Origin of the sequence: Ferrovibrio sp. (assembly GCF_965278975.1) — a bacterium.
Classification (GTDB): Bacteria; Pseudomonadota; Alphaproteobacteria; order Ferrovibrionales; family Ferrovibrionaceae; genus Ferrovibrio.
Genome location: NZ_OZ257126.1, coordinates 2,752,473 through 2,771,483 on the forward strand (window position 1 = coordinate 2,752,473; position 19,011 = coordinate 2,771,483).

The following is a 19,011-nucleotide window of genomic DNA, read 5'->3' on the forward strand; positions in this document are numbered from 1 at the left end:
CCCGCAATTTTCAGTAGTATATGCCTGGCTGCGCGCGGAGATGCGCCAGGCCTGCGACGAAATGTCATGCCTGGCCGGTTGCGGCGGGCAGGGCGAGGGAGTAGAAGGGCTGCGGGCCACGCTCCCCCAACGGAGTGCTACTATCTGGAAGGATAGAGACATGACTGGTAAGCCTGCCGCGCGTCCTGCTGTCGCGCATTTCTCCTCCGGCCCCTGCGCCAAGCGCCCCGGCTGGACCCCCGAAATCCTTAAAAACGCCCTGGTCGGCCGCTCGCATCGCTCCAAAGAGGGCAAGGCGCGTCTGGTCGAGGCCATCGAGCTGCACCGCCAGATCCTCGGCATTCCTGCCGAGTACAAGATCGGCATCGTGCCGGCTTCCGATACCGGCGCCGTCGAGATGGCGCTGTGGTCGCTGCTCGGCGCCCGTGGCGTCGACGTGCTTGGCTGGGAAAGCTTCGGCTCCGGCTGGGCTTCCGATATTGCCAAGGAATTGAAGCTCACCGACGTGCGCAGCCTGAAGGCCGGCTATGGCGAGATCGTTGATCTGGCCAAGGTCGACTGGAGCCGCGACGTGGTGTTCACCTGGAACGGCACCACTTCCGGCGTGCGCGTGCCGAATGGCGACTGGATCAAGGCCGACCGCGAAGGCCTGAGCATCTGCGATGCTACCTCCGCCGTATTCGCCATGGACCTGCCCTGGGACAAGCTGGATGTCACCACCTGGTCGTGGCAGAAGGCGACCGGCGGCGAAGCGGCGCATGGCATGATCGTGCTCAGCCCGCGCGCCGTGCAGCGCCTGGAAACCTATACCCCGGCCTGGCCGCTGCCGAAGATTTTCCGCATGGCCAAGGACGGCAAGCTGATCGACGGCATCTTCAAGGGTGAGACCATCAACACGCCCTCCATGCTCTGCGTCGAGGACATCATCGATGCGCTGAAATGGGGCCAGTCGGTCGGCGGCCTCGCCGGCATGAAGGCGCGCTCCGAAGCCAGCCTCGCCGCCATTGAAGGCTGGGTCGCGAAATCCGACTGGGCCGGCTTCCTCTGCGCCGACAAGGCGACGCGCTCCAACACCTCGATCTGCCTCAAGATCGTCGATCCCTGGTTCACCGCGCTGGGTCCGAAGGACCAGGACGCGGCGGCCAAGCAGGTCGCCTCGGTGCTGGAAAAGGAAGGCGTGGCGCTGGATATCGGCGCTTACCGCGATGCCCCTCCGGGCCTGCGCATCTGGGGCGGCGCCACCGTCGACCCGAAGGATACCCAGGCCCTGCTGCCCTGGCTCGACTGGGCCTTCGCCCAGGTCAAGGCCAGCTTCAAGCCGGCTGCCGCTTAAAGCTTCCCGCGGGCGCGTTCGCGCGCCCGCCACCCATCTCCATTCTCCCATCTCCTGTGAGGAACACCCCATGGTGAAGGTTCTCATTTCCGACGAGTTGAGCCCGGCCGCCGTCGATATCTTCAAGAATCGCGGCGTCGAGGTCGATATCAAGACCGGCCTGAAGCCCGATGAACTGCTGGCGATCATCGGCCAGTATGATGGCCTTGCCATCCGTTCGGCCACCAAGGTCACCGCCAAGGTGCTGGAAGCCGCCACCAGGCTGAAGGTGGTTGGCCGCGCCGGTATCGGCGTCGACAACGTGGATATTCCGGCCGCCACCGCGCGCGGCGTCTGCGTCATGAACACGCCGTTCGGCAATTCGATCACCACCGCCGAGCATGCCATTGCCATGATGATGGCCCTGGCCCGTGAAATTCCGCAGGCTGATCGCTCCACCCAGGCCGGCAAGTGGGAAAAGAACCGCTTCATGGGCGTTGAGCTGTATGGCAAGACGCTGGGCCTGATCGGCTGCGGCAATATCGGCTCCATCGTGGCCGACCGCGCCCAGGGCCTGAAGATGAAGGTGGTGGGCTACGATCCGTTCCTCACCCCGGAGCGCGCCCAGTCGCTCGGCATCGAGAAGGTGGAGCTGGACGAACTGCTGGCCCGCGCCGATTTCATCAGCCTGCATACCCCGCTGACCGAGCAGACCAAGAACATCCTGGATGCCAAGGCGCTGGCCAAGGCGAAGAAGGGCCTGCGCATCGTCAACTGCGCCCGCGGTGGCCTGGTGGACGAGGCAGCGCTCAAAGAAGCGTTGGATAATGGCCAGGTCGCCGGCGCCGCCTTCGACGTGTTCGTCACCGAACCGGCGAAGGAAAATGTGCTGTTCAACCACGAACGTTTCATTGCCACGCCGCATCTCGGCGCTTCGACCAACGAAGCGCAGGAGAATGTAGCTTTGCAGGTGGCCGATCAGATCAGCGATTACCTGCTGAGCGGCGCGGTCACCAATGCGCTGAACATGCCGAGCGTGTCGGCGGAAGACGCACCGAAGCTGCGCCCCTACATGAAGCTGGCCGAGCAGCTCGGCAGCTTCGTCGGCCAGTTGGCGGAAGCCAACCTGACCAAGGTGGTGATCGAGTATGAAGGCCATGCCGCGACGCTGAACACGCGGCCGCTGACCGCCATCGTGCTGGAAGGCCTGCTGCGCCGCCAGCTTTCCAGCGTCAACATGGTCAATGCGCCGCTGGTGGCCAAGGAGCGCAATATCGAGGTCTCCGAGGTCAAGCATGACCGCGAGGGCGATTACCAGACCCTGATGCGCGTGACCATCCATGCCGACAAGGTGCGCCATCTCTCGGGCACGCTGTTCGCCAACAAGAATCCGCGCGTGGTGGAGGTCAAGGGCATCGACATCGATGCCGAACTCGGCCCCAACATGCTCTATGTCACCAACGAGGATGCACCGGGCTTCATCGGCCGCCTCGGCACCGTGCTGGGCGATGCCGGCATCAACATCGCCACCTTCCACCTGGGTCGTGCCGCCAAGGGCCAGGAAGCCATCTGCCTCGTCGAGGTCGATGGTCCGATCCCGGCTGAAGTGGCAGCCAAGGTGAAGGAAATCCCGGGCGTGCGGCAGGCGACGCCCCTGAAATTCTAAGCCAGACTACATCAGCGTTACCGCCGGGGCTCCTCATGGGGCCCCGGTTTGTTTAGGGGCCCGTCCCGGTTGAATGGCAGTCGCAGGCGTGAAGGCTGGACGCCGCCCTTGGCTTCACGCTTTACTCTCGCCATACCCACCAACGGAGTCGCCCCATGGCCCGCCTTGCCCGTCTGCTGCTGATCTTGCTGCTGCCTCTTGCCGTTGTTGCCTGTGGCCCCGATAGCAGTGAACAAGTGATCAAGAAGGCGGAGAAGGCCGGCACCAAGGCAGAGCTGGAAAAAGCCATCGGTCGTCCGACCGAGATTTCCAAGCTCGGCCCAATCGAGCAGTGGACCTACAAGACCAAGGATGGTCAGGTCAGCTTCACCATCACCGGCGACAAGGTGATGCTCGCTTCCGGCGGCACCAAGAAGTAGACGGCTCAGGCGGCAGGGTAGCTGCGTCCGCCGAAGATGGCGCTGCCGACCCGCACATGGGTGGCGCCGAAGGCGGCGGCGATTTCATAATCGCTGCTCATGCCCATGCTGAGATCGGCCAGGCCATTGCGCCCGGCGATCTTGCGCAGCAGGGCGAAATGCGGCGCCGGTTCCTCGTCGGCCGGCGGAATGCACATCAGTCCGGTGACGGGCAGGCCCAGGCGGTCGCGGCAATCGCGGATGAAGCCATCGGCTTCCAGCGGTGCCACGCCAGCCTTCTGCGGTTCCTCGCCGGTATTTACCTGGATGAAGCAGGGCAGGCGGCGGCCACTGCGGGCGAATTCCTTGGCCAGTTCCTCGGCCAGCTTGAGCCGGTCCAGGGTATGGATGACATCGAAGGTCGCCACCGCCTGTTTCACCTTGTTGGTCTGCAGCGGCCCGATCAGGTGCAGCACCATGCCCGGATGGCTGGCCCGCAGAGCGGGATATTTCTCCATCGCTTCCTGCACCCGGTTCTCGCCGAAATGCTGCTGGCCGGCAGCCAGGGCGGCTTCCACGGCACTGGCCGGGAAGGTTTTGGCGACGGCGATCAGCGTGGTGCTGGCCGGCAGCCTGGCACGGATGGCGTGGATCGCTTCGGCTATGGTGCCGCCGGCTATGGTGGTTGGGGAATCGGACATGGCATGATCACGCAATGCGGAAACGGAGCGGCACGCTAACAAGCGGAAAGGCGAGGCGGAAGTCCCGGCGTGGCCAGGCAATGCTGTGGTTGTTCAGTGACCCGGTGCGTTTGCCTGACCCGACAGGGCTGCTGGCGGGCCTGCCGGCTGGCAGCGGCGTGATATTCCGCCCCTATGGCCAGCCGGATGCGGAAGCGGTCGGGCGTCGGCTGCGCCGGCTGACCCGCCAGCTTGGCCTGTTGCTGGTGGTGGCCGGGGATGCACGGCTGGCGCGGCGGCTGGGCGCCGATGGCCTGCATCTGCCAGAACATGCACTGCACGGCCATGCACTGCACGGCCGGCGTGGTGACATACCGGTGGTGACGGCCGCTGCCCATGGCGTGGCAGCGATCAGCAAGGCGGCACGGGCAGGGGCGGCGGGGGTGTTCATCTCGCCGGTATTCGAGACAGCCAGTCATCCCGGCGCGGCGGCGCTAGGGCCTGTGCGTTTCGCACTGCTGCTGCAGGCAGCCCGGCGGCGCGGGCTGAGGGTCTATGCCCTTGGTGGCATCGATGCCGCGTGCTGGCGCCGGCTGGTGCCGCTCAAGCCTGATGGCAGCGGGGGTATTGGCCGGTTCATTTGAAACCGGCTTGCGGGCAAAAAGAAACCGCCGCTGCCCGGAGGCAGCGGCGGCTCTGAAACCCAGTCCGGTGAGACTGAATTAGAAGGTCAGGGTGTAGCCAACCGAACCGACCAGGGCGCCGGAGCAGAGGTCGCCGAGGTTGCGGCCACCACCCTGCGGGAAGCAGCGGCTGTCCTTGATGTTGGTGTCGACCCACTGCACGCCCACATCGAGAGCGCCGAAGAAGGTGGCGAACAGGCCGATATTCCAGTCGGTGTAGTCCGGCACGCCGAAGGTGGTGTTATCCTCGACCTTCTGACGGCCGATATTGGCAACCACGCGCGGGCTGAAGTCGGTGAACGGGATCGGCACCTTCACGCCGCCGTAGACATAGGTGGCGGAACCGGTGTTGCCATAGAAGCCGGTCGACCAGTTGATGCCGACGGTCGGGATCACGAAGCCGAAGTCATAGTTCACGGCGGCCGCGTATTCGGTGAAATCGTAGTTCAGGCCACGGGTGGCACCCGGGTAGGTGTACAGGATGTACTTCAGGTCATAGCCGAAGTTACCGATGGTGCCACGGAAACCGACGGTGTAGTCGAATTCGATATTGGCTTCCTGATCGGTCGGCACCAGCGGCACGAACTTGACGTTGCTGCCCCAGACGTTGATGTAGCCGGTGACATTCTCAGTGATCGTGATGGCGGCTTCGAGGCCACCCTGGATCGCCGGCTCGTTGTCCGTCTGGCTCAGGCCACGGAAGCGGTAATCCGACACACCGCCAAGAGTAGCGGTGAAGTTGAACTTGTCGGCCGGCTTATCCTGCGCGATGGCCGGGCCGGCAAACAGCACGGCGGCAAGCAGCGCGCCAAAAATCTTCGTCTTCATAAGGAGACCTCCAATAACTTTTCCCGCAGCGAATTAAGCAAATTCTCCGTCCCCGAACAAATACTTGCGTCATCTCTCCCAATCAGGCCGTAAACCTGTGGCGGGAAAGTCACGCTGGTGTAAAGAACTGGTCAAGTTGTCCAATTTATGGGCAAAAACCTCCTGGTTGCAGTTTTTGCTCCTGCCAAAAAATGCACCAATGGCCTGATTTTAGAGGCAATGTGTATGCAAGCGGGGTCGGATCGATTCTCTGCCTCACCTTTGGGTTTGGCCGAATCTGCCCTGCCGAACCCAGGCGCGTGGTCGTTCCTGATCGTGATAACCGCATTATGTAGTCAAAAAGTGTGGCAAAGCTCACTTGCCGCCGGGGCAGCCCGGGGTGCAACCGTTGCGACGCAAATCCCCTCTTCATAATATCAGCACATCTTCAAATAGATGGTTCCTTGGGAGGAAACGCATGCTTGGTTTGACGCAGGACCGTCCGCTGCTGATTTCGTCGCTGATCGAGTTTGCGGCGCTTTACCATGGCCGCACCGAGATCGTGACCCGGTCGGTGGAAGGGCCGATCCATCGCTATACCTACCGCGACCTGCGTGACCGCTCGAAGCAGCTGGCCAATGCGCTGACCCGGCTGGGCGTGAAGCTCGGCGACCGCGTCGGTACGCTGGCCTGGAACACCTATCGCCATTTCGAACTCTATTACGGCGTGTCCGGTATGGGCGCGGTGCTGCATACCGTGAACCCGCGCCTGTTCCCGGAGCAGATCGATTACATCGTCAACCATGCCGAGGACAGCTACCTGTTCTTCGACCTGACCTTCCTGCCGCTGGTGGAGAAGCTGGCCGGCCAGCTCAAGACCGTGAAGGGCTTCGTGCTGCTTACCGACCGCGCCCATATGCCGAAGGAAACCACGATCCCGAATCTTCATTGCTATGAAGACCTGATCGGTGCCGAAAGCAGCGATTATGCCTGGCCGGAATTCGACGAGCGCACGGCGTCCTCGCTCTGCTATACATCCGGCACCACCGGCAATCCGAAGGGCGTGCTGTATTCGCACCGCTCTACCGTGCTGCACAGCTATGCCGTCTGCCAGCGCGATGGCCTCAATCTCGGCTCGGCCGATTCAGCCCTGGTGATCGTGCCGCTGTTCCATGCTAATGCCTGGGGTGTGCCCTATGGCGCCTGCATGAGCGGTGCCAAGCTGGTCTTCCCCGGTCCGGCGCTGGATGGCAAAAGCGTGTATGAACTGCTGCGTGACGAGAAGTGCAACTTCTCGCTCGGCGTGCCCACCGTGTGGCTGGCCTTCTTCCAGTATATCGACGCCAATCCGTCGCTGGATGCCAAGGCCGATATCAAGCTGGAACGCTGCGTGATCGGCGGCTCGGCCGCGCCGCGCGCGATGATCGAGCGCTTCGCCAAGCAGTTCAACTGCTTCGTCATCCATGCCTGGGGCATGACCGAGATGTCGCCGCTCGGCACCACCGGCAATCTGCTCAAGAAGCATGGCGACCTGCCACTGGAGAAGCGCCTGGACGTGCAGGCCAAGCAGGGCCGCACGGTTTATGGCGTCGATATCAAGATCACCGATGATGAAGGCCGCGAATTGCCGCGCGACGGTGTCGCCTTCGGCAATGTGAAGGTGCGTGGCCCCTGGATCACCAAGGGCTATTTCAAGGCCGAGGGCGGCAACGTGATTGATGCCGATGGCTACTTCACCACCGGCGACGTGGCGACCCTGGATGCCGATGGCTACATGCAGATCACCGACCGCGCCAAGGACGTGATCAAGTCCGGCGGCGAGTGGATTTCCTCCATCGACCTGGAGAATGCCGCCGTGGGCCACCCGGCGGTGCAGGAAGCCGCCGTGATCGGCGTGTTCCATGCCAAGTGGCAGGAGCGCCCGCTGCTGCTGGTGATCAAGAAGCCCGGCCAGGATGTCACCAAGGAGGAACTGCTCAAGTTCCTCGACGACAAGATCGCCAAGTGGTGGTTGCCGGATGATGTGGTGTTCGTTACCGAACTGCCGCATACCGCCACCGGCAAGCTGCTCAAGACCAAGCTGCGCGAGCAGTTCAAGGATCACAAGCTGCCGACGCCGGGGGCGTGATCGGGGCGCCTGATCCACGTCAACAGCACGATACAGACGGCCGGGCCAAAAGCCCGGCCGTTTTCGTTATCAGACGATTTCTTTAGCTGGGATGTCGCGCCATCCAGGCGCGGGCATAGGAGCAGAGTGGCACCAGGCTGGTGCCTTGCTCGGCGGCAAGCGTAACGATACCGCGCATCAGCCGGTCGGCAGCGCCGCTGCCGCGCAAGTTGACCGGCGCCTCTACATGCAGGATCAGGGTCTGGCCGTCCTGGCGGCGGTAGCGGGCAAACACGGTCTGGCCATCCACGTCCAGCTCGTACTGGCTGCGGTCGGTGTTGTCGGTCACGGTATTCATGGAGGCAGGGGTCATGGGTGCAGGCCATCCTTATCCAGGTCGCTGAAGCAGAACACCATGTCCACATTCTCGCCATCGCTGGAAAGCGGCATCAGCACCGAACTGCTGGCATGCCACGGCAACTGGCGCATCGAGCTGCCGTCCGGCATGGCGCCGATGATCGGATTGTAAGTGTAAACGACGGTACGTTTCTCGATCACGATGCGGTAATTCATCATCACATCATCGCCCGGAATCCCCAGATGTGCGCCCATGTAGTTGCCCTGCACCGGCTGGCCGGTGGGGTCACGGCCGCGCAGGGCGGCCTGGGCGGTGCCGACCAGGCGATAGCGCAGCCAGGGTGCCTCCGGCAGCACCTCGGTGAGCAGGATACAGGGCAACAGGTCGCGGGGCATTTGCAGCGGGTCGATATCCTGGCGCGACGGCATCAGCCGGTCACCGCGCCGGGCGTCCCAATACTCCCACATGCGGCGGATTCTCGACGAGCAATTGTCGAGGAATCCGGTACCCACAATGCGCGGGTAGGCCGACTTGCGGATCTCGTCATCAAGCGTACTGCCCACCGATCCCCTCACACCTCAAGATCGCCGCCATTCTGCCGGCGGGGAACAGCTTGCCGCTACCGCAGCGCGATAGCAAACGGAAATCCAGCCCAGATTGTACGGGTGCCGGTCAGGCGGCTCGATAGAGGGCCGCTTCACCGACTGCCGGCTCGGCTTTCACCCGACCTTCGCTCACCATATGGATCAGGTGCGCCAGCACCGAGCGGCCGGCGGCGGCATGCAGCTGCTTCGGCACGTCGGCATACATACGCTCAACCATGGCCGGGATGGTCTGCGGCCCATTGCCGAGGCAGGCAATGATCTGGGCCTCGCGCGCCTCACGGTGCTTGATCAGTCCCTCGACGAAGGCCTGCGGCGTGATGCCGGTGGTGGCAAGGCCGATCGGCGCGCCATGGGTGGGGTAGTAGACCGTCTCGTTGCGCGGCAGCAATTTGCGCAAGGAAGCATAGTAATCGGTCATGTTGCCATCGGGCGGCGAGATCACCGTGGTCGACCAGCCCATGACATGATCGCCGGAAAACAGCGCCGCTTCCTCATGCAGAGAGAAGCAGAGGTGGTTCGATATATGGCCCGGCGTGTGCAGTGCGGTGACGGTCCAGCCTTCACCCTTAATCACGTCGTTATCCTTGAGGATCACATCCGGGCTGTATTCGTGGTCGCCGCCTTCCTCCACCATGCCGCCGCCAAGCGAAACCGGATGCGGGCCGAAGCCATAGGTCTTGGCATCTGTATGCTTTTTGAGCAGCGCGGCGCCGGGTGAATGATCGCGGTGGGTGTGGGTGATCAGGATATGGCTGATGGTTTCACCCTGGATGCTGTCCAGCAGGGCCTGGATATGCGCCGGATCGTCAGGGCCGGGATCGATAACCGCCACCTTGCCCTGGCCGATGATGTAGGTGCCGGTGCCGTGGAAGGTGAAAGCGGAGGGATTCTTTGCCACCACGCGCCGCACCAGGGGGGTAAGCCATGCGGCCTGGCCATAGGTGAAGTCCAACTGCTTCACGAAGGGGATGTTCATACTGTGCCGCTCCCGGAAATTATTGACGTTACGTCACGTTACCTGGGTTCATCCGAGCCGGAAACGGATTGACCCGCTCCCCGCCCTTCCATAATGTTTCAACCCTGACGGCAAACATAAGCACAGAATCGTCAGGCGCGAAAAGCGCCGGCAAGGGAGGAGGCTAAGCTGTCTGATATCGTTCAGTTGCTGTTGAACGGCCTGGCATCGGGCTGTATCTACGGCCTAGTCGCGCTCGGTTTCGTGCTGATTTACAAAGCCACCGAAATGGTGAATTTCGCCCAGGGCGACCTGATGATGCTGGGCGCCTTCGTCGCTTTCACCGCCATCGAGTTGCTCGGCTACAATTACTGGGTCGGCTTCGCCGTCGCCATCCTGGTGATGGCGGCATTCGGCTATCTGCTGGATGCGCTGATCCTGCGCCAGGTGATCGGCCAGCCGCAATTCGCCGTGGTCATGCTCACCATCGGCCTCGGCTTCATCTTCCGCGCCGGTGCTTCGATGACCTGGGGCACCGAGACCCGCGCCTTTGAAACGCCGTTCACCGGCGGCGTCACCCGGCTCGGCGGTCTGGTGATCGCCAACGTATCTCTTTCCATCATCGCTGGCACCGCGATCCTCTGCGCCATGCTGTTTGCCTTTTTCCGCTATACCCGCATCGGCGTGGCGATGCAGGCGGCGTCGCAGAACCAGCTCGCCGCCTACTACATGGGCATCCCGGTGAAGATGATCTTCTCGCTGATCTGGGCGATCTCGGCCGGCGTTGCTGCCGTTGCCGGTCTGCTGCTGGCGCCGGTCGCGCTGATCGATGTCACCATGGGCCTGCTCGGCCTCAAGGCCTTCGCCGCCGCCGTGCTTGGCGGCTTCGGCTCGATCCCCGGGGCGGTGATCGGCGGCCTGGTGATCGGCGTCATCGAGCAGTTCTCCGGCGTCTATCTCGAAGAAGGCTTCAAGGACGTGGCGGCCTATATCGTCATCCTGCTGGTGCTGTTCCTGCGACCGCAGGGATTGTTCGGCAATATCGGTCGCAAGCGGGTGTAGGCCATGCGTTTCTTCTTCAAGACCGACTATAACCAGGATATCAACCTCACCCGCGACAAGGTGGACCGCTTCTGGTACGGACTGCTGCTGTTCGTGCTGCTGGCGGCGCCCTTCGTGCTGGAGGATTTCTGGCTCGGCGAAATCTCCTACGTCTTCATCCTCTCCATCGTCGGCATCGGCCTGATGCTGCTCACCGGCTATACCGGACAGGTATCGCTGGGTCATGCCGCCTTCCTCGGCATCGGCGCCTACACCCATGCGGTGCTGCTGCATCATGGCGCGCCCTTCATCATCGCGATCACGGCGGCAACGTTGCTCTCCGCCTTCATCGGCATGGTGATCGGCTCGCGGGTGCTGAAGCTCACCGGGCTTTATCTCGCCATTGTCACGTTGGCCTTCGCCTTCATCATCGAGCATGTGCTGGTGAAGTGGGAAAGCGTCACCGGCGGCTTCAAGGGCTTCTCGGTCGACCGGCCGGAATATTTCGGCATCGCCATCACCGAGGATGTGCCGTTCTACTATCTCACCTTCTTCTGCCTGGTGCTGGCGGTGCTGGCGGCGCTGAACCTGCTGCGTTCGCCGACCGGCCGCGCCTTCATCGCCATCCGTGATTCCGAAATCGCGGCGCAGTCGATGGGTGTGAATCTGGCGCGCTACAAGACCACGGCCTTTGCCGTCTCGGCCGGTTTCACCGGCTTTGGCGGCGCCCTGTTCGCGCACAAGATCGGCTACCTGGCCCCGGATGCGTTCAACATCCTGCTCTCGATCCAGCTGCTGCTGATGGTGGTGGTGGGCGGCCTGGGCTCGATCCATGGCGCCATTTTTGGCGCGGCCTTCGTCGGAGCGTTGCCGCAGCTGATCGCCATCGGTCGCGATTATCTGCCCGAGACCATCGCGCGCCAGCCTGGCCTCGAACCCGGCCTGTTCGGCATCATCCTGGTCTTCTTCATCCTGTTCGAGCCCTACGGCATCTATGGCCGCTGGCTCAAGGTGAAGCTCTATTTCTCGCTGTTCCCGATGTACAAGAAGGCGACATTCAAGAAGCAGAAGTCCTACACCAAGTCGGAGCGCAACCGGTGACCTTCTTCAAAGCCGAAAACATCGCCATCAACTTCGGTGGCATCAAGGCGGTGGACGGGGTCGACTTCGAGGTCGAGCAGGGCACCGTGTTCACCATCATCGGCCCGAACGGCGCCGGCAAGACCACGGTGTTCAACCTGATCAGCCGCATCTACAATCCCACCGAGGGCCGGCTGGTATTCCAGGATCAGGACATCACCAAGCTGCCGCCGCACGATATCGCCAAGCTCGGCATCGCCCGCACCTTCCAGAATATTGAACTGTTCGAGCATGCCACGGTGCTGCAGAACTTGCTGCTGGGCCGCCATGGTCACCGCAGTTCGAACCTGCTCAGCGAATTGCTGTTCCTGCCCAGCGTGCGCAAGATGGAAGTGGCGCATCGCGAAAAGGCCGAGGAAGTGATCGATTTCCTCGACCTGCAGCAATACCGCGACACCATGATCGTGAACCTGCCCTATGGCGCGCGCAAGGTGGTGGAACTGGCCCGCGCGCTCTGCACCGAGCCGAAGTTGCTGCTGCTGGACGAGCCGTCCTCCGGCCTCAACACCGAGGAAACCGAGGACATGGCCTGGTGGATTCAGGATATCCGCGATGACCTCGGCATCAGCGTGCTGATGGTGGAACATGACATGAGCCTGGTGAACGAGGTTTCCGACCGCGTGCTGGCGCTGAATTATGGCCGCGTGCTCGCCACCGGCACTGCCCGCGAGGTGCAGAGCCACCCCGAAGTGGTCAAGGCGTATCTGGGGGGCTGACCGTGGCGGAACCGATTCTCAAGCTGCTCAACATCGAGACCTATTATGGTCCGATCATGGCGATCCGCGGCGTCAGCCTGGAAGTGCCGGAAGGCTCCATCGTCACCGTGCTGGGCGCCAATGGTGCCGGCAAGACCACCATCCTGAAGACCATCTCCGGCGTCATGGACCCGCAGAAGGGTAGCGTCATCTTCGAGGGCCGGGAAATCCAGAAGATGGACCCGGACAAGGTGATGCGTCTCGGCATCGGCCATGTGCCGGAAGGCCGTGAAACCTTCCCGTTCCTCACCGTGCGTGAAAACCTGATGATGGGTGCTTATACGCGCAGCGACCGCGAAGGCATCGCCAAGGATATCGATCTGGTGTTCAGCTATTTCCCGCGCCTGAAGGAGCGTGAAAGCCAGCCTGCCGGTTCGATGTCGGGCGGCGAACAGCAGATGCTGGCAATTGGCCGCGCCCTGATGGGGCGCCCGAAGCTGCTGCTGCTCGACGAGCCTTCGCTCGGCCTGTCGCCGAAGCTGGTGAAGGAAATCTTCGAGATCGTGGTGCGCATCAACAAGGAGCAGGGCACAACCATCCTGCTGGTGGAGCAGAATGCCAACGTGGCGCTGCACACGGCGCATTTCGGCTATGTGCTCGAGGTCGGCCGCATCGTGATGGAAGATACCTGCGAGCGCCTGCTCGAAAAGGAAGACATCAAGGAATTCTACCTCGGCCAGAAGGAAGAGGGCGTGCGCGGCAAGCGCCGCTGGAAGAAACGCAAGACCTGGCGGTGAAGCCGGGGCAGACAACGGGCCGGCACGGCCTGGGAGGAAGGGCGTCATGACCGCAATGACCGTGGCGATCGACAAGGATATTCTCGACGTCATCCAGCGTGACACGATCCCACGCTATTTCTGGCGCCGCTGTGCCGAGCGTGGTGACGCTATCGCGTTGCGTGAGAAGGATTTCGGCATCTGGAATCCCATCACCTGGCGGCAATATGGCGAGAATGCCAGGAATACCGGCCTGGGCCTGGCGGCGCTCGGCGTGAAGCGCGGCGACGTGGTGTCGGTGATTTCCGAGGGTAATCCGCAATGGCTCTATGCCGATATGGGCACCCAGGGTATCGGCGGTGTGATGAATGGCATCTACACCACCGATTCAGCCAAGCAGGTTGAGTATATCCTCAACGACAGCCGCACGGTCGTCTATATCGCCGAGAACGAAGAACAGCTCGACAAGGCACTGGAGGTACGCGAGCGCGTGCCTTCCTTGAAGAAGATCGTTGTTATCGACATGGAAGGTCTGCGTGACTTCCGCGACCCGATGGTGATCAGCTTCGATGAACTGCTCAAGCTCGGTCAGGCTTTCGGTGAACAGCACCAGGGCTATTGGGAAGCCGAACTGGCCAAGGGCAAGCCGGAAGATCTCGCGATCCTGATCTACACCTCGGGCACCACCGGCGCGCCCAAGGGCGCCATGATCAGCCACAGCAACCTGCTGTTCCAGCTTGAGAACAGCTACAAGCTGATGGAGCAGTATCCATCCGACGAGCAGCTTTCCTTCCTGCCGCTCTGCCACATCGCCGAGCGCGGCTTCACCGTGCTGTGGCCGCTGAAATCAGGCTCCACGGTGAATTTCGCCGAAAGCCCGGATACGGTTGCGCAGAACCTGCAGGAAGTACAGCCGACGCTATTCTTCGCCGTGCCGAGGCTGTGGGAAAAGTTCTTCTCCGCCATCGCCATCCGCATGAAGGATGCCACCGGGTTCGGCAAATGGGCCTACAAGAATGCCCTCGGCATCGGCTACCTGATGGCCGAAACCAAGCTGGAAGGCCGCACGCCGTCGCTCGGTCTGCGCACGGCCTTCTGGCTCGCCGATCATCTGGTGCTGAAGAATGTGAAGCGCATCATCGGTATCGAGCGCTGCCGCTGGCTTGCCACGGGCGCGGCGCCGATCTCACCGGACCTGATCAAGTGGTATCTGGCGCTGGGCATGGATATGCGCGAGGTCTATGGCCAGACCGAGAATGTCGGCCTGGCCACGGCGCCGCAGGATGGCCGCCTCAAGCTCGGCACGGTGGGCAAGAGCGTGCCGAATACCGAAGTGATCATCAGCCCCGAAGGCGAAATCCTGCTGCGCGGGCCGCATGTCTTCATGGGCTATCTCAACAATCCGACCAAGACCGCCGAAACCATCAAGGACGGCTGGCTGCATACCGGCGATGTCGGCCTGATCGACAATGAAGGCTGGGTCAAGATCACCGACCGGATGAAGGACATCATCATCACGGCCGGCGGCAAGAACATCACGCCGTCCGAAATCGAGAACCAGCTGAAATTCAGCCCCTATATCTCGGATGCGGTGGTGATCGGTGATCGCCGCAAGTTCCTTACCTGCCTGATCATGATCGACCATGACAACGTGGTGAAATACGCGCAGGACCTCAATGTTCCCTTCAGCAACTTCGCCTCGCTCTGCCGCACCCGCGAGGTGCAGGAGCTGATCTGGCAGGAGATCGAGAAGGTGAACAAGAATTTCGCCCGCGTGGAGACGATCAAGAAATTCCGGCTGATCGAGCAGCAGCTCACGGCCGAGGATGACGAGCTGACGCCGACGATGAAGCTGAAGCGCAAGTTCGTGAACGAAAAGTACAAGGATAAGATCGAGGAAATGTACCGCGGCGGCGAATAAGCCGCCTCCTTGGGGTTCAAAAAAGTCCCATAGGCCAACCTGGAGAAGGAACGACAGAGATGCGTATCAGGACTGCGATGATTGGTGGCGCTGTGGCTGCCTCGCTGGCTCTTATGGCCGGCGCCGGCCATGCCCAGAGCGTGCGTGGCGTGAGCAAGAATGAAGTTGTGGTCGGCATGCATACCGACCTTTCCGGCCCGGCGGCCAGCTACGGCGTCACGTCGTCAAATGCCGTTCGCCTGCGCTTCGATGAAATCAATGCCCAGGGCGGCGTGCATGGCCGCAAGCTGAAGCTGATCGTGGAAGACCATCAGTATCAGGTGCCGCGCGCCGTGCAGGCCGCGAACAAGCTGATCAACCGCGACAAGATATTCCTGATGGCCGGCGCGCTCGGCACGCCGATGAACAACGCGGTGTTCCCGGAGCAGTTCAAGGCCAATGTGCCGAACCTGTCGCCGCTCACCGCTGCCCGTTCGATGGCCGAGCCGTTCCATCCGCTGAAGTTCGTCACCCAGTCGTCCTACTACGACCACGTCCGCGTCGGTCTGAAATACATGGTGGAGAAGAAGGGTCGCAAGAAGATCTGCTCGCTCTATCAGGACACCGATTTCGGCAAGGAAATCTTCGACGCCGTGCAGGATCAGGCCAAGGCCATGAACATGCCGGTGCTTGAAACCGCCACCAACAAGCCGACCGACACCGATTTCACCGCCCAGATCACCAAGCTGCGCGCTGCGGGTTGCGATCTGATCGGCCTTGGCTCGATCGTGCGTGACGCCATCCTGCCCTACGGCACCGCCCGCAAGATGGGCTGGATGGATGTCGATTTCGTTGCCCAGTCGGCCAGCTTCGACCAGATCGTCGCTTCCGCTCCGGGCGGCGCCACCGAAGGCCTCTATGTCGGCGCCGGCACCATGATGCCGTACCGCGACACCGCCAGCCCGGTGGTTGCGGCCTGGTGGGATGCCTACAAGGCGAAGTACGGCGCTGACCCGAATATCGGTGCGGTCTATGGCCAGGTCATCGCCGACCTGATCATCCAGGCGCTGGACAAGGCCGGCAAGGACCTGACCACCGAGAAGTTCCTGGCGGGCCTGGAATCGATCGAAGGCTACCGCGATATCTTCGGCGGCCCGGTGATCAGCTTCTCCAAGACCAAGCATCAGGGTTCCAACTCGGCCTTCCTGTTCCAGATCAAGTCGGGCCGCTTCACCATGGTGGATGGTCCGTTGACCTACTAATTCCGCGCCGGTTTCCGGTGTGACAGGCGCCCGCGGGGAAACCCGCGGGCGTTTCTTTTTCGCATCTGCGAGATTGCGGGATGCTAAAAAATAAGGACTGGCGCGGGTTTCTGGCTCCGCTACTATCCTCCCAATAAGAATTATAAAAACCGGGAGGATAGCACATGAGCAGGGTGACGTATGTCGGGCTGGCTGCAGTGGTGGCTTTGTCCGTACCTTTCGCGGCCGCGGCGCAAAGCGCCAAGGTTCGCGGTGTCAGTAAAAATGAAATCGTGATCGGCATGCACACGGACCTTTCCGGTCCGGCCGCCAGCTATGGCGTGCATTCCTCCAACGCGATGCGCATGCGCATCGACGAGGTGAATGAGGCCGGCGGCATCTATGGCCGCAAGCTGAAACTGATTGTCGAAGACAATCAGTATCAGGTGCCGCGTGCCGTGCAGGCCGTGAACAAGCTGATCAACCGCGACAACATCTTCCTGATGGCTGGTTCGCTCGGCACACCGATGAACAATGCGGTGATGGCCGATCAGCTCAAGGCCAATGTGCCGAACATGTTCCCGCTCACCGCGGCGCGGCAGATGTATGCGCCGACGCATCCGATGAAGTTCGCCGCCGGTTCGTCCTACTACGACCAGATCCGCGCCGGCATCAAGTGGATGGTGGAGAAGAAGGGCAAGAAGAAGATCTGCTCGCTCTACCAGGATACGGACTTCGGCAAGGAAATCTTCGAGGCGGCGCGAGACCAGACCCAGGCGATGAAGATCGCCCTGGTGGAAACCGCCACCAACAAGCCGGCGGATACCGACTTTACGGCGCAGATCACCAAGCTGCGTGCCGCCGGCTGTGATCTTATCGCCTCCGGCTCCATCGTGCGCGATGCCATCGTGCCCTATGGCACGGCGCGCAAGATGGGCTGGATGGACGTGGATTTCATCGGCCAGTCGGCTTCCTATGACCAGATCGTCGCTTCGGCGCCGAGCGGAGCCACGGAAGGCTTCTACACCATGGCAGGCACCATTCTGCCCTATCGCGATACGGCACCGCCGCAGCTCGCGGCCTGGATGGACAAGTACAAGGCCAAGTACAATGCCGATGTGAATATCGGTGCGGTCTACGGCTATTCGCTGATGGATATGATCGTGCAGGGCATTGATCGGGCCGGTAAGGACCCGACGATGGACAAGTTCATTGCCGGCATGGAATCGATCAAGGGCTATCGCGATATCTTCGGCGGCCCGGTGGTCAATTTCGGCCCGAACAAGCGCCAGGGTTCGGATGAGGCCTTCCTGTTCCAGGTGCAGAAAGGCCGCTTCGTGCTGATCGACGGCCCGGTGAATTACGGCTCTTGAGCCGAGCGACAACGGCCGGCGGCAAAACCGCCGGCCGCTTTGTTTCTGACCGATAGAAAAACCAAAAAATGACCATGGGAGGTCTCATGTCCGCGATCCGCGTCCGTATTGCGTCCGCCTTGTTGTGCGGTGCCGCCGCCATTGTGCTTTCCGCCCATCCGGCGCAGGCGCAAGGCAAGGGGCAGGGCATCACCAAGACCGAGATCGTCATCGGTACTCATACTGATCTCTCCGGTGTTGCCGCCGCTTTCGGCGTACATTCTTCCAATGCCGCGCGCATGCGCTTCGATGAAGTGAATGCTGCCGGCGGCATTCATGGCCGCAAGATTCGCTATGTCATCGAGGACAGCCAATATCAGGTGCCGCGCGCCGTGCAGGCTGCCAACAAACTGTTGAACCGCGACAAGGCAATGCTGCTCTTGCTCGGTGCCGGCACGCCGATGAACAATGCCGTGATTCCCGATGCCATCAAGCTCGGTGTGCCGAACATGTTCCCGCTGTCCTGGGCCCGGCAGCTTTATGAGCCGTTCCATCCGCTGAAATGGGCCTCCGGTGCTTCCTACTACGCGCAGATGCGCGGCGCGGTGAAATACTTCGTCGAGCAGAAGGGCAAGAAGAATGTCTGCGCGCTGTATCAGGACACCGATTACGGCCGCGAGATATTCGAAGGCGCGCGGGATCAGGCGGCGGCAATGAATATCAAGATCGTGGAAACCGCCACGCATAAGCCGACCGATACTGATTTCACCGCCCAGCTTACCCGGCTGCGCGCGGCGAATTGCGACCTGATCGTGCTAGGGGCGATTATCCGCGATTCCATCGGCGCACCCTCAACGGCCAAGAAGATGGGCTGGGAGGTGGATATGGTGGGCAGCACCGCCACCTTCGATCTGAATGTGTCGAGCGCGCCGGGCGGCGCCACCGAAGGCCTTTACACCATGACCCAGATCGAGGCGCCGTATCGTGATTCACCCAACCCGGCGATCCGGCAATGGGTGGAGCGTTACCATGCCAAGTTCAATGCCGACCCCAATCCGGCGGCGCAGTTCTCCTATGTCGCGGCCGATCTGATCGTCATGGGCCTGGATCGCGCCGGCAAGGATCTGACCACCGAGGGCTTCCTCAAGGCCATGGAATCGATCCAGGGCTACAAGGATATCTTCGGCGGCCCGGTGATGACCTTTGGCACCAACAAGCGCCATGGCACCGATGCCGTGTTCATGATGCAGGTGAAAAGCGGCCGGTGGGTGCGCGTCACAGACTCTCTCAGCTGA

At 61.9% G+C, this 19,011-nt stretch carries 18 protein-coding genes; 13 read left to right on the top strand and 5 right to left on the bottom strand.

From position 1 onward, the window contains the following. The first annotated feature begins 160 nt into the window (after positions 1 to 160). The 3 genes from ACQY7X_RS13240 (at position 161) to ACQY7X_RS13250 (ending at position 3,397) form a co-directional block, all read left to right on the top strand. Complete coding sequence (locus tag ACQY7X_RS13240) at positions 161 to 1,333, top strand: phosphoserine transaminase (protein ID WP_428245812.1); 1,173 nt, start codon at positions 161 to 163, stop codon at positions 1,331 to 1,333. Positions 1,334 to 1,403: 70 nt separating this feature from the next. After that, a complete protein-coding gene (gene serA, locus ACQY7X_RS13245; protein ID WP_428245814.1) occupies positions 1,404 to 2,978 on the top strand; it encodes a phosphoglycerate dehydrogenase in 1,575 nt (524 codons plus the stop codon). Between the two features lie 155 nt (positions 2,979 to 3,133). After that, a complete protein-coding gene (locus ACQY7X_RS13250; RefSeq protein WP_341982627.1) occupies positions 3,134 to 3,397 on the top strand; it encodes a hypothetical protein in 264 nt (87 codons plus the stop codon). A 5-nt stretch (positions 3,398 to 3,402) separates the two neighbouring features. On the opposite strand, the gene ACQY7X_RS13255 is transcribed toward ACQY7X_RS13250, so the two are convergent. Next, positions 3,403 to 4,077 carry a YggS family pyridoxal phosphate-dependent enzyme gene (locus ACQY7X_RS13255; protein WP_428245816.1) on the bottom strand — a complete coding sequence of 225 codons (675 nt, stop codon included), beginning with the start codon at positions 4,075 to 4,077 and terminating at the stop codon, positions 3,403 to 3,405. An 80-nt stretch (positions 4,078 to 4,157) separates the two neighbouring features. Between ACQY7X_RS13255 and ACQY7X_RS13260 the strand changes: the two genes are divergently transcribed. Continuing rightward, positions 4,158 to 4,700 carry a thiamine phosphate synthase gene (locus ACQY7X_RS13260; RefSeq protein WP_428245818.1) on the top strand — a complete coding sequence of 181 codons (543 nt, stop codon included), beginning with the start codon at positions 4,158 to 4,160 and terminating at the stop codon, positions 4,698 to 4,700. 78 nt (positions 4,701 to 4,778) lie between these two features. Here the strand turns inward: ACQY7X_RS13260 and ACQY7X_RS13265 are convergent, their stop codons facing one another. Continuing rightward, complete coding sequence (locus ACQY7X_RS13265; RefSeq protein WP_428245820.1) at positions 4,779 to 5,567, bottom strand: TorF family putative porin; 789 nt, start codon at positions 5,565 to 5,567, stop codon at positions 4,779 to 4,781. A 457-nt stretch (positions 5,568 to 6,024) separates the two neighbouring features. Here ACQY7X_RS13265 and ACQY7X_RS13270 point away from each other — a divergent pair, with 457 nt between their 5' ends. After that, complete coding sequence (locus ACQY7X_RS13270; protein WP_428245822.1) at positions 6,025 to 7,674, top strand: 3-(methylthio)propionyl-CoA ligase; 1,650 nt, start codon at positions 6,025 to 6,027, stop codon at positions 7,672 to 7,674. Positions 7,675 to 7,756: 82 nt separating this feature from the next. Here ACQY7X_RS13270 and ACQY7X_RS13275 read toward each other — a convergent pair whose 3' ends face one another. The 3 genes from ACQY7X_RS13275 to ACQY7X_RS13285 all read right to left on the bottom strand — a co-directional run bounded on the left by ACQY7X_RS13275 (position 7,757) and on the right by ACQY7X_RS13285 (position 9,592). After that, positions 7,757 to 8,026 carry a GNAT family N-acetyltransferase gene (locus ACQY7X_RS13275; protein ID WP_428245824.1) on the bottom strand — a complete coding sequence of 90 codons (270 nt, stop codon included), beginning with the start codon at positions 8,024 to 8,026 and terminating at the stop codon, positions 7,757 to 7,759. After that, a complete protein-coding gene (locus ACQY7X_RS13280) occupies positions 8,023 to 8,574 on the bottom strand; it encodes a PAS domain-containing protein (RefSeq protein ID WP_428245826.1) in 552 nt (183 codons plus the stop codon). The genes ACQY7X_RS13275 and ACQY7X_RS13280 overlap by 4 nt, the downstream gene beginning before the upstream one ends. 109 nt (positions 8,575 to 8,683) lie before the next feature. Further along, entirely contained in the window at positions 8,684 to 9,592 is a 909-nt protein-coding gene (locus tag ACQY7X_RS13285; RefSeq protein ID WP_428245828.1) for an MBL fold metallo-hydrolase, read from the bottom strand. Between the two features lie 186 nt (positions 9,593 to 9,778). Between ACQY7X_RS13285 and ACQY7X_RS13290 the strand changes: the two genes are divergently transcribed. The 8 genes from ACQY7X_RS13290 to ACQY7X_RS13325 all read left to right on the top strand — a co-directional run bounded on the left by ACQY7X_RS13290 (position 9,779) and on the right by ACQY7X_RS13325 (position 19,011). Next, positions 9,779 to 10,633 (top strand): branched-chain amino acid ABC transporter permease, encoded by an 855-nt coding sequence (locus ACQY7X_RS13290; RefSeq protein ID WP_428245830.1) that lies wholly within the window; start codon positions 9,779 to 9,781, stop codon positions 10,631 to 10,633. Between the two features lie 3 nt (positions 10,634 to 10,636). Continuing rightward, complete coding sequence (locus tag ACQY7X_RS13295; protein ID WP_428245832.1) at positions 10,637 to 11,713, top strand: branched-chain amino acid ABC transporter permease; 1,077 nt, start codon at positions 10,637 to 10,639, stop codon at positions 11,711 to 11,713. Beyond that, positions 11,710 to 12,468 (top strand): ABC transporter ATP-binding protein, encoded by a 759-nt coding sequence (locus ACQY7X_RS13300; protein ID WP_428245834.1) that lies wholly within the window; start codon positions 11,710 to 11,712, stop codon positions 12,466 to 12,468. Before ACQY7X_RS13295 ends, ACQY7X_RS13300 begins: the two co-directional genes overlap by 4 nt. A gap of 2 nt (positions 12,469 to 12,470) precedes the next feature. After that, the gene (locus ACQY7X_RS13305) at positions 12,471 to 13,244 is read left to right on the top strand and encodes an ABC transporter ATP-binding protein (RefSeq protein WP_428245836.1); all 774 of its coding nucleotides are present in this window, start codon (positions 12,471 to 12,473) and stop codon (positions 13,242 to 13,244) included. Between the two features lie 46 nt (positions 13,245 to 13,290). Beyond that, entirely contained in the window at positions 13,291 to 15,144 is a 1,854-nt protein-coding gene (locus ACQY7X_RS13310; RefSeq protein WP_428245838.1) for an AMP-dependent synthetase/ligase, read from the top strand. 59 nt (positions 15,145 to 15,203) lie between these two features. Continuing rightward, entirely contained in the window at positions 15,204 to 16,385 is a 1,182-nt protein-coding gene (locus ACQY7X_RS13315; RefSeq protein ID WP_428245840.1) for an ABC transporter substrate-binding protein, read from the top strand. A 164-nt stretch (positions 16,386 to 16,549) separates the two neighbouring features. Further along, positions 16,550 to 17,737 (top strand): ABC transporter substrate-binding protein, encoded by a 1,188-nt coding sequence (locus ACQY7X_RS13320; protein WP_428245842.1) that lies wholly within the window; start codon positions 16,550 to 16,552, stop codon positions 17,735 to 17,737. An 86-nt stretch (positions 17,738 to 17,823) separates the two neighbouring features. Beyond that, entirely contained in the window at positions 17,824 to 19,011 is a 1,188-nt protein-coding gene (locus ACQY7X_RS13325) for an ABC transporter substrate-binding protein (RefSeq protein WP_428245844.1), read from the top strand.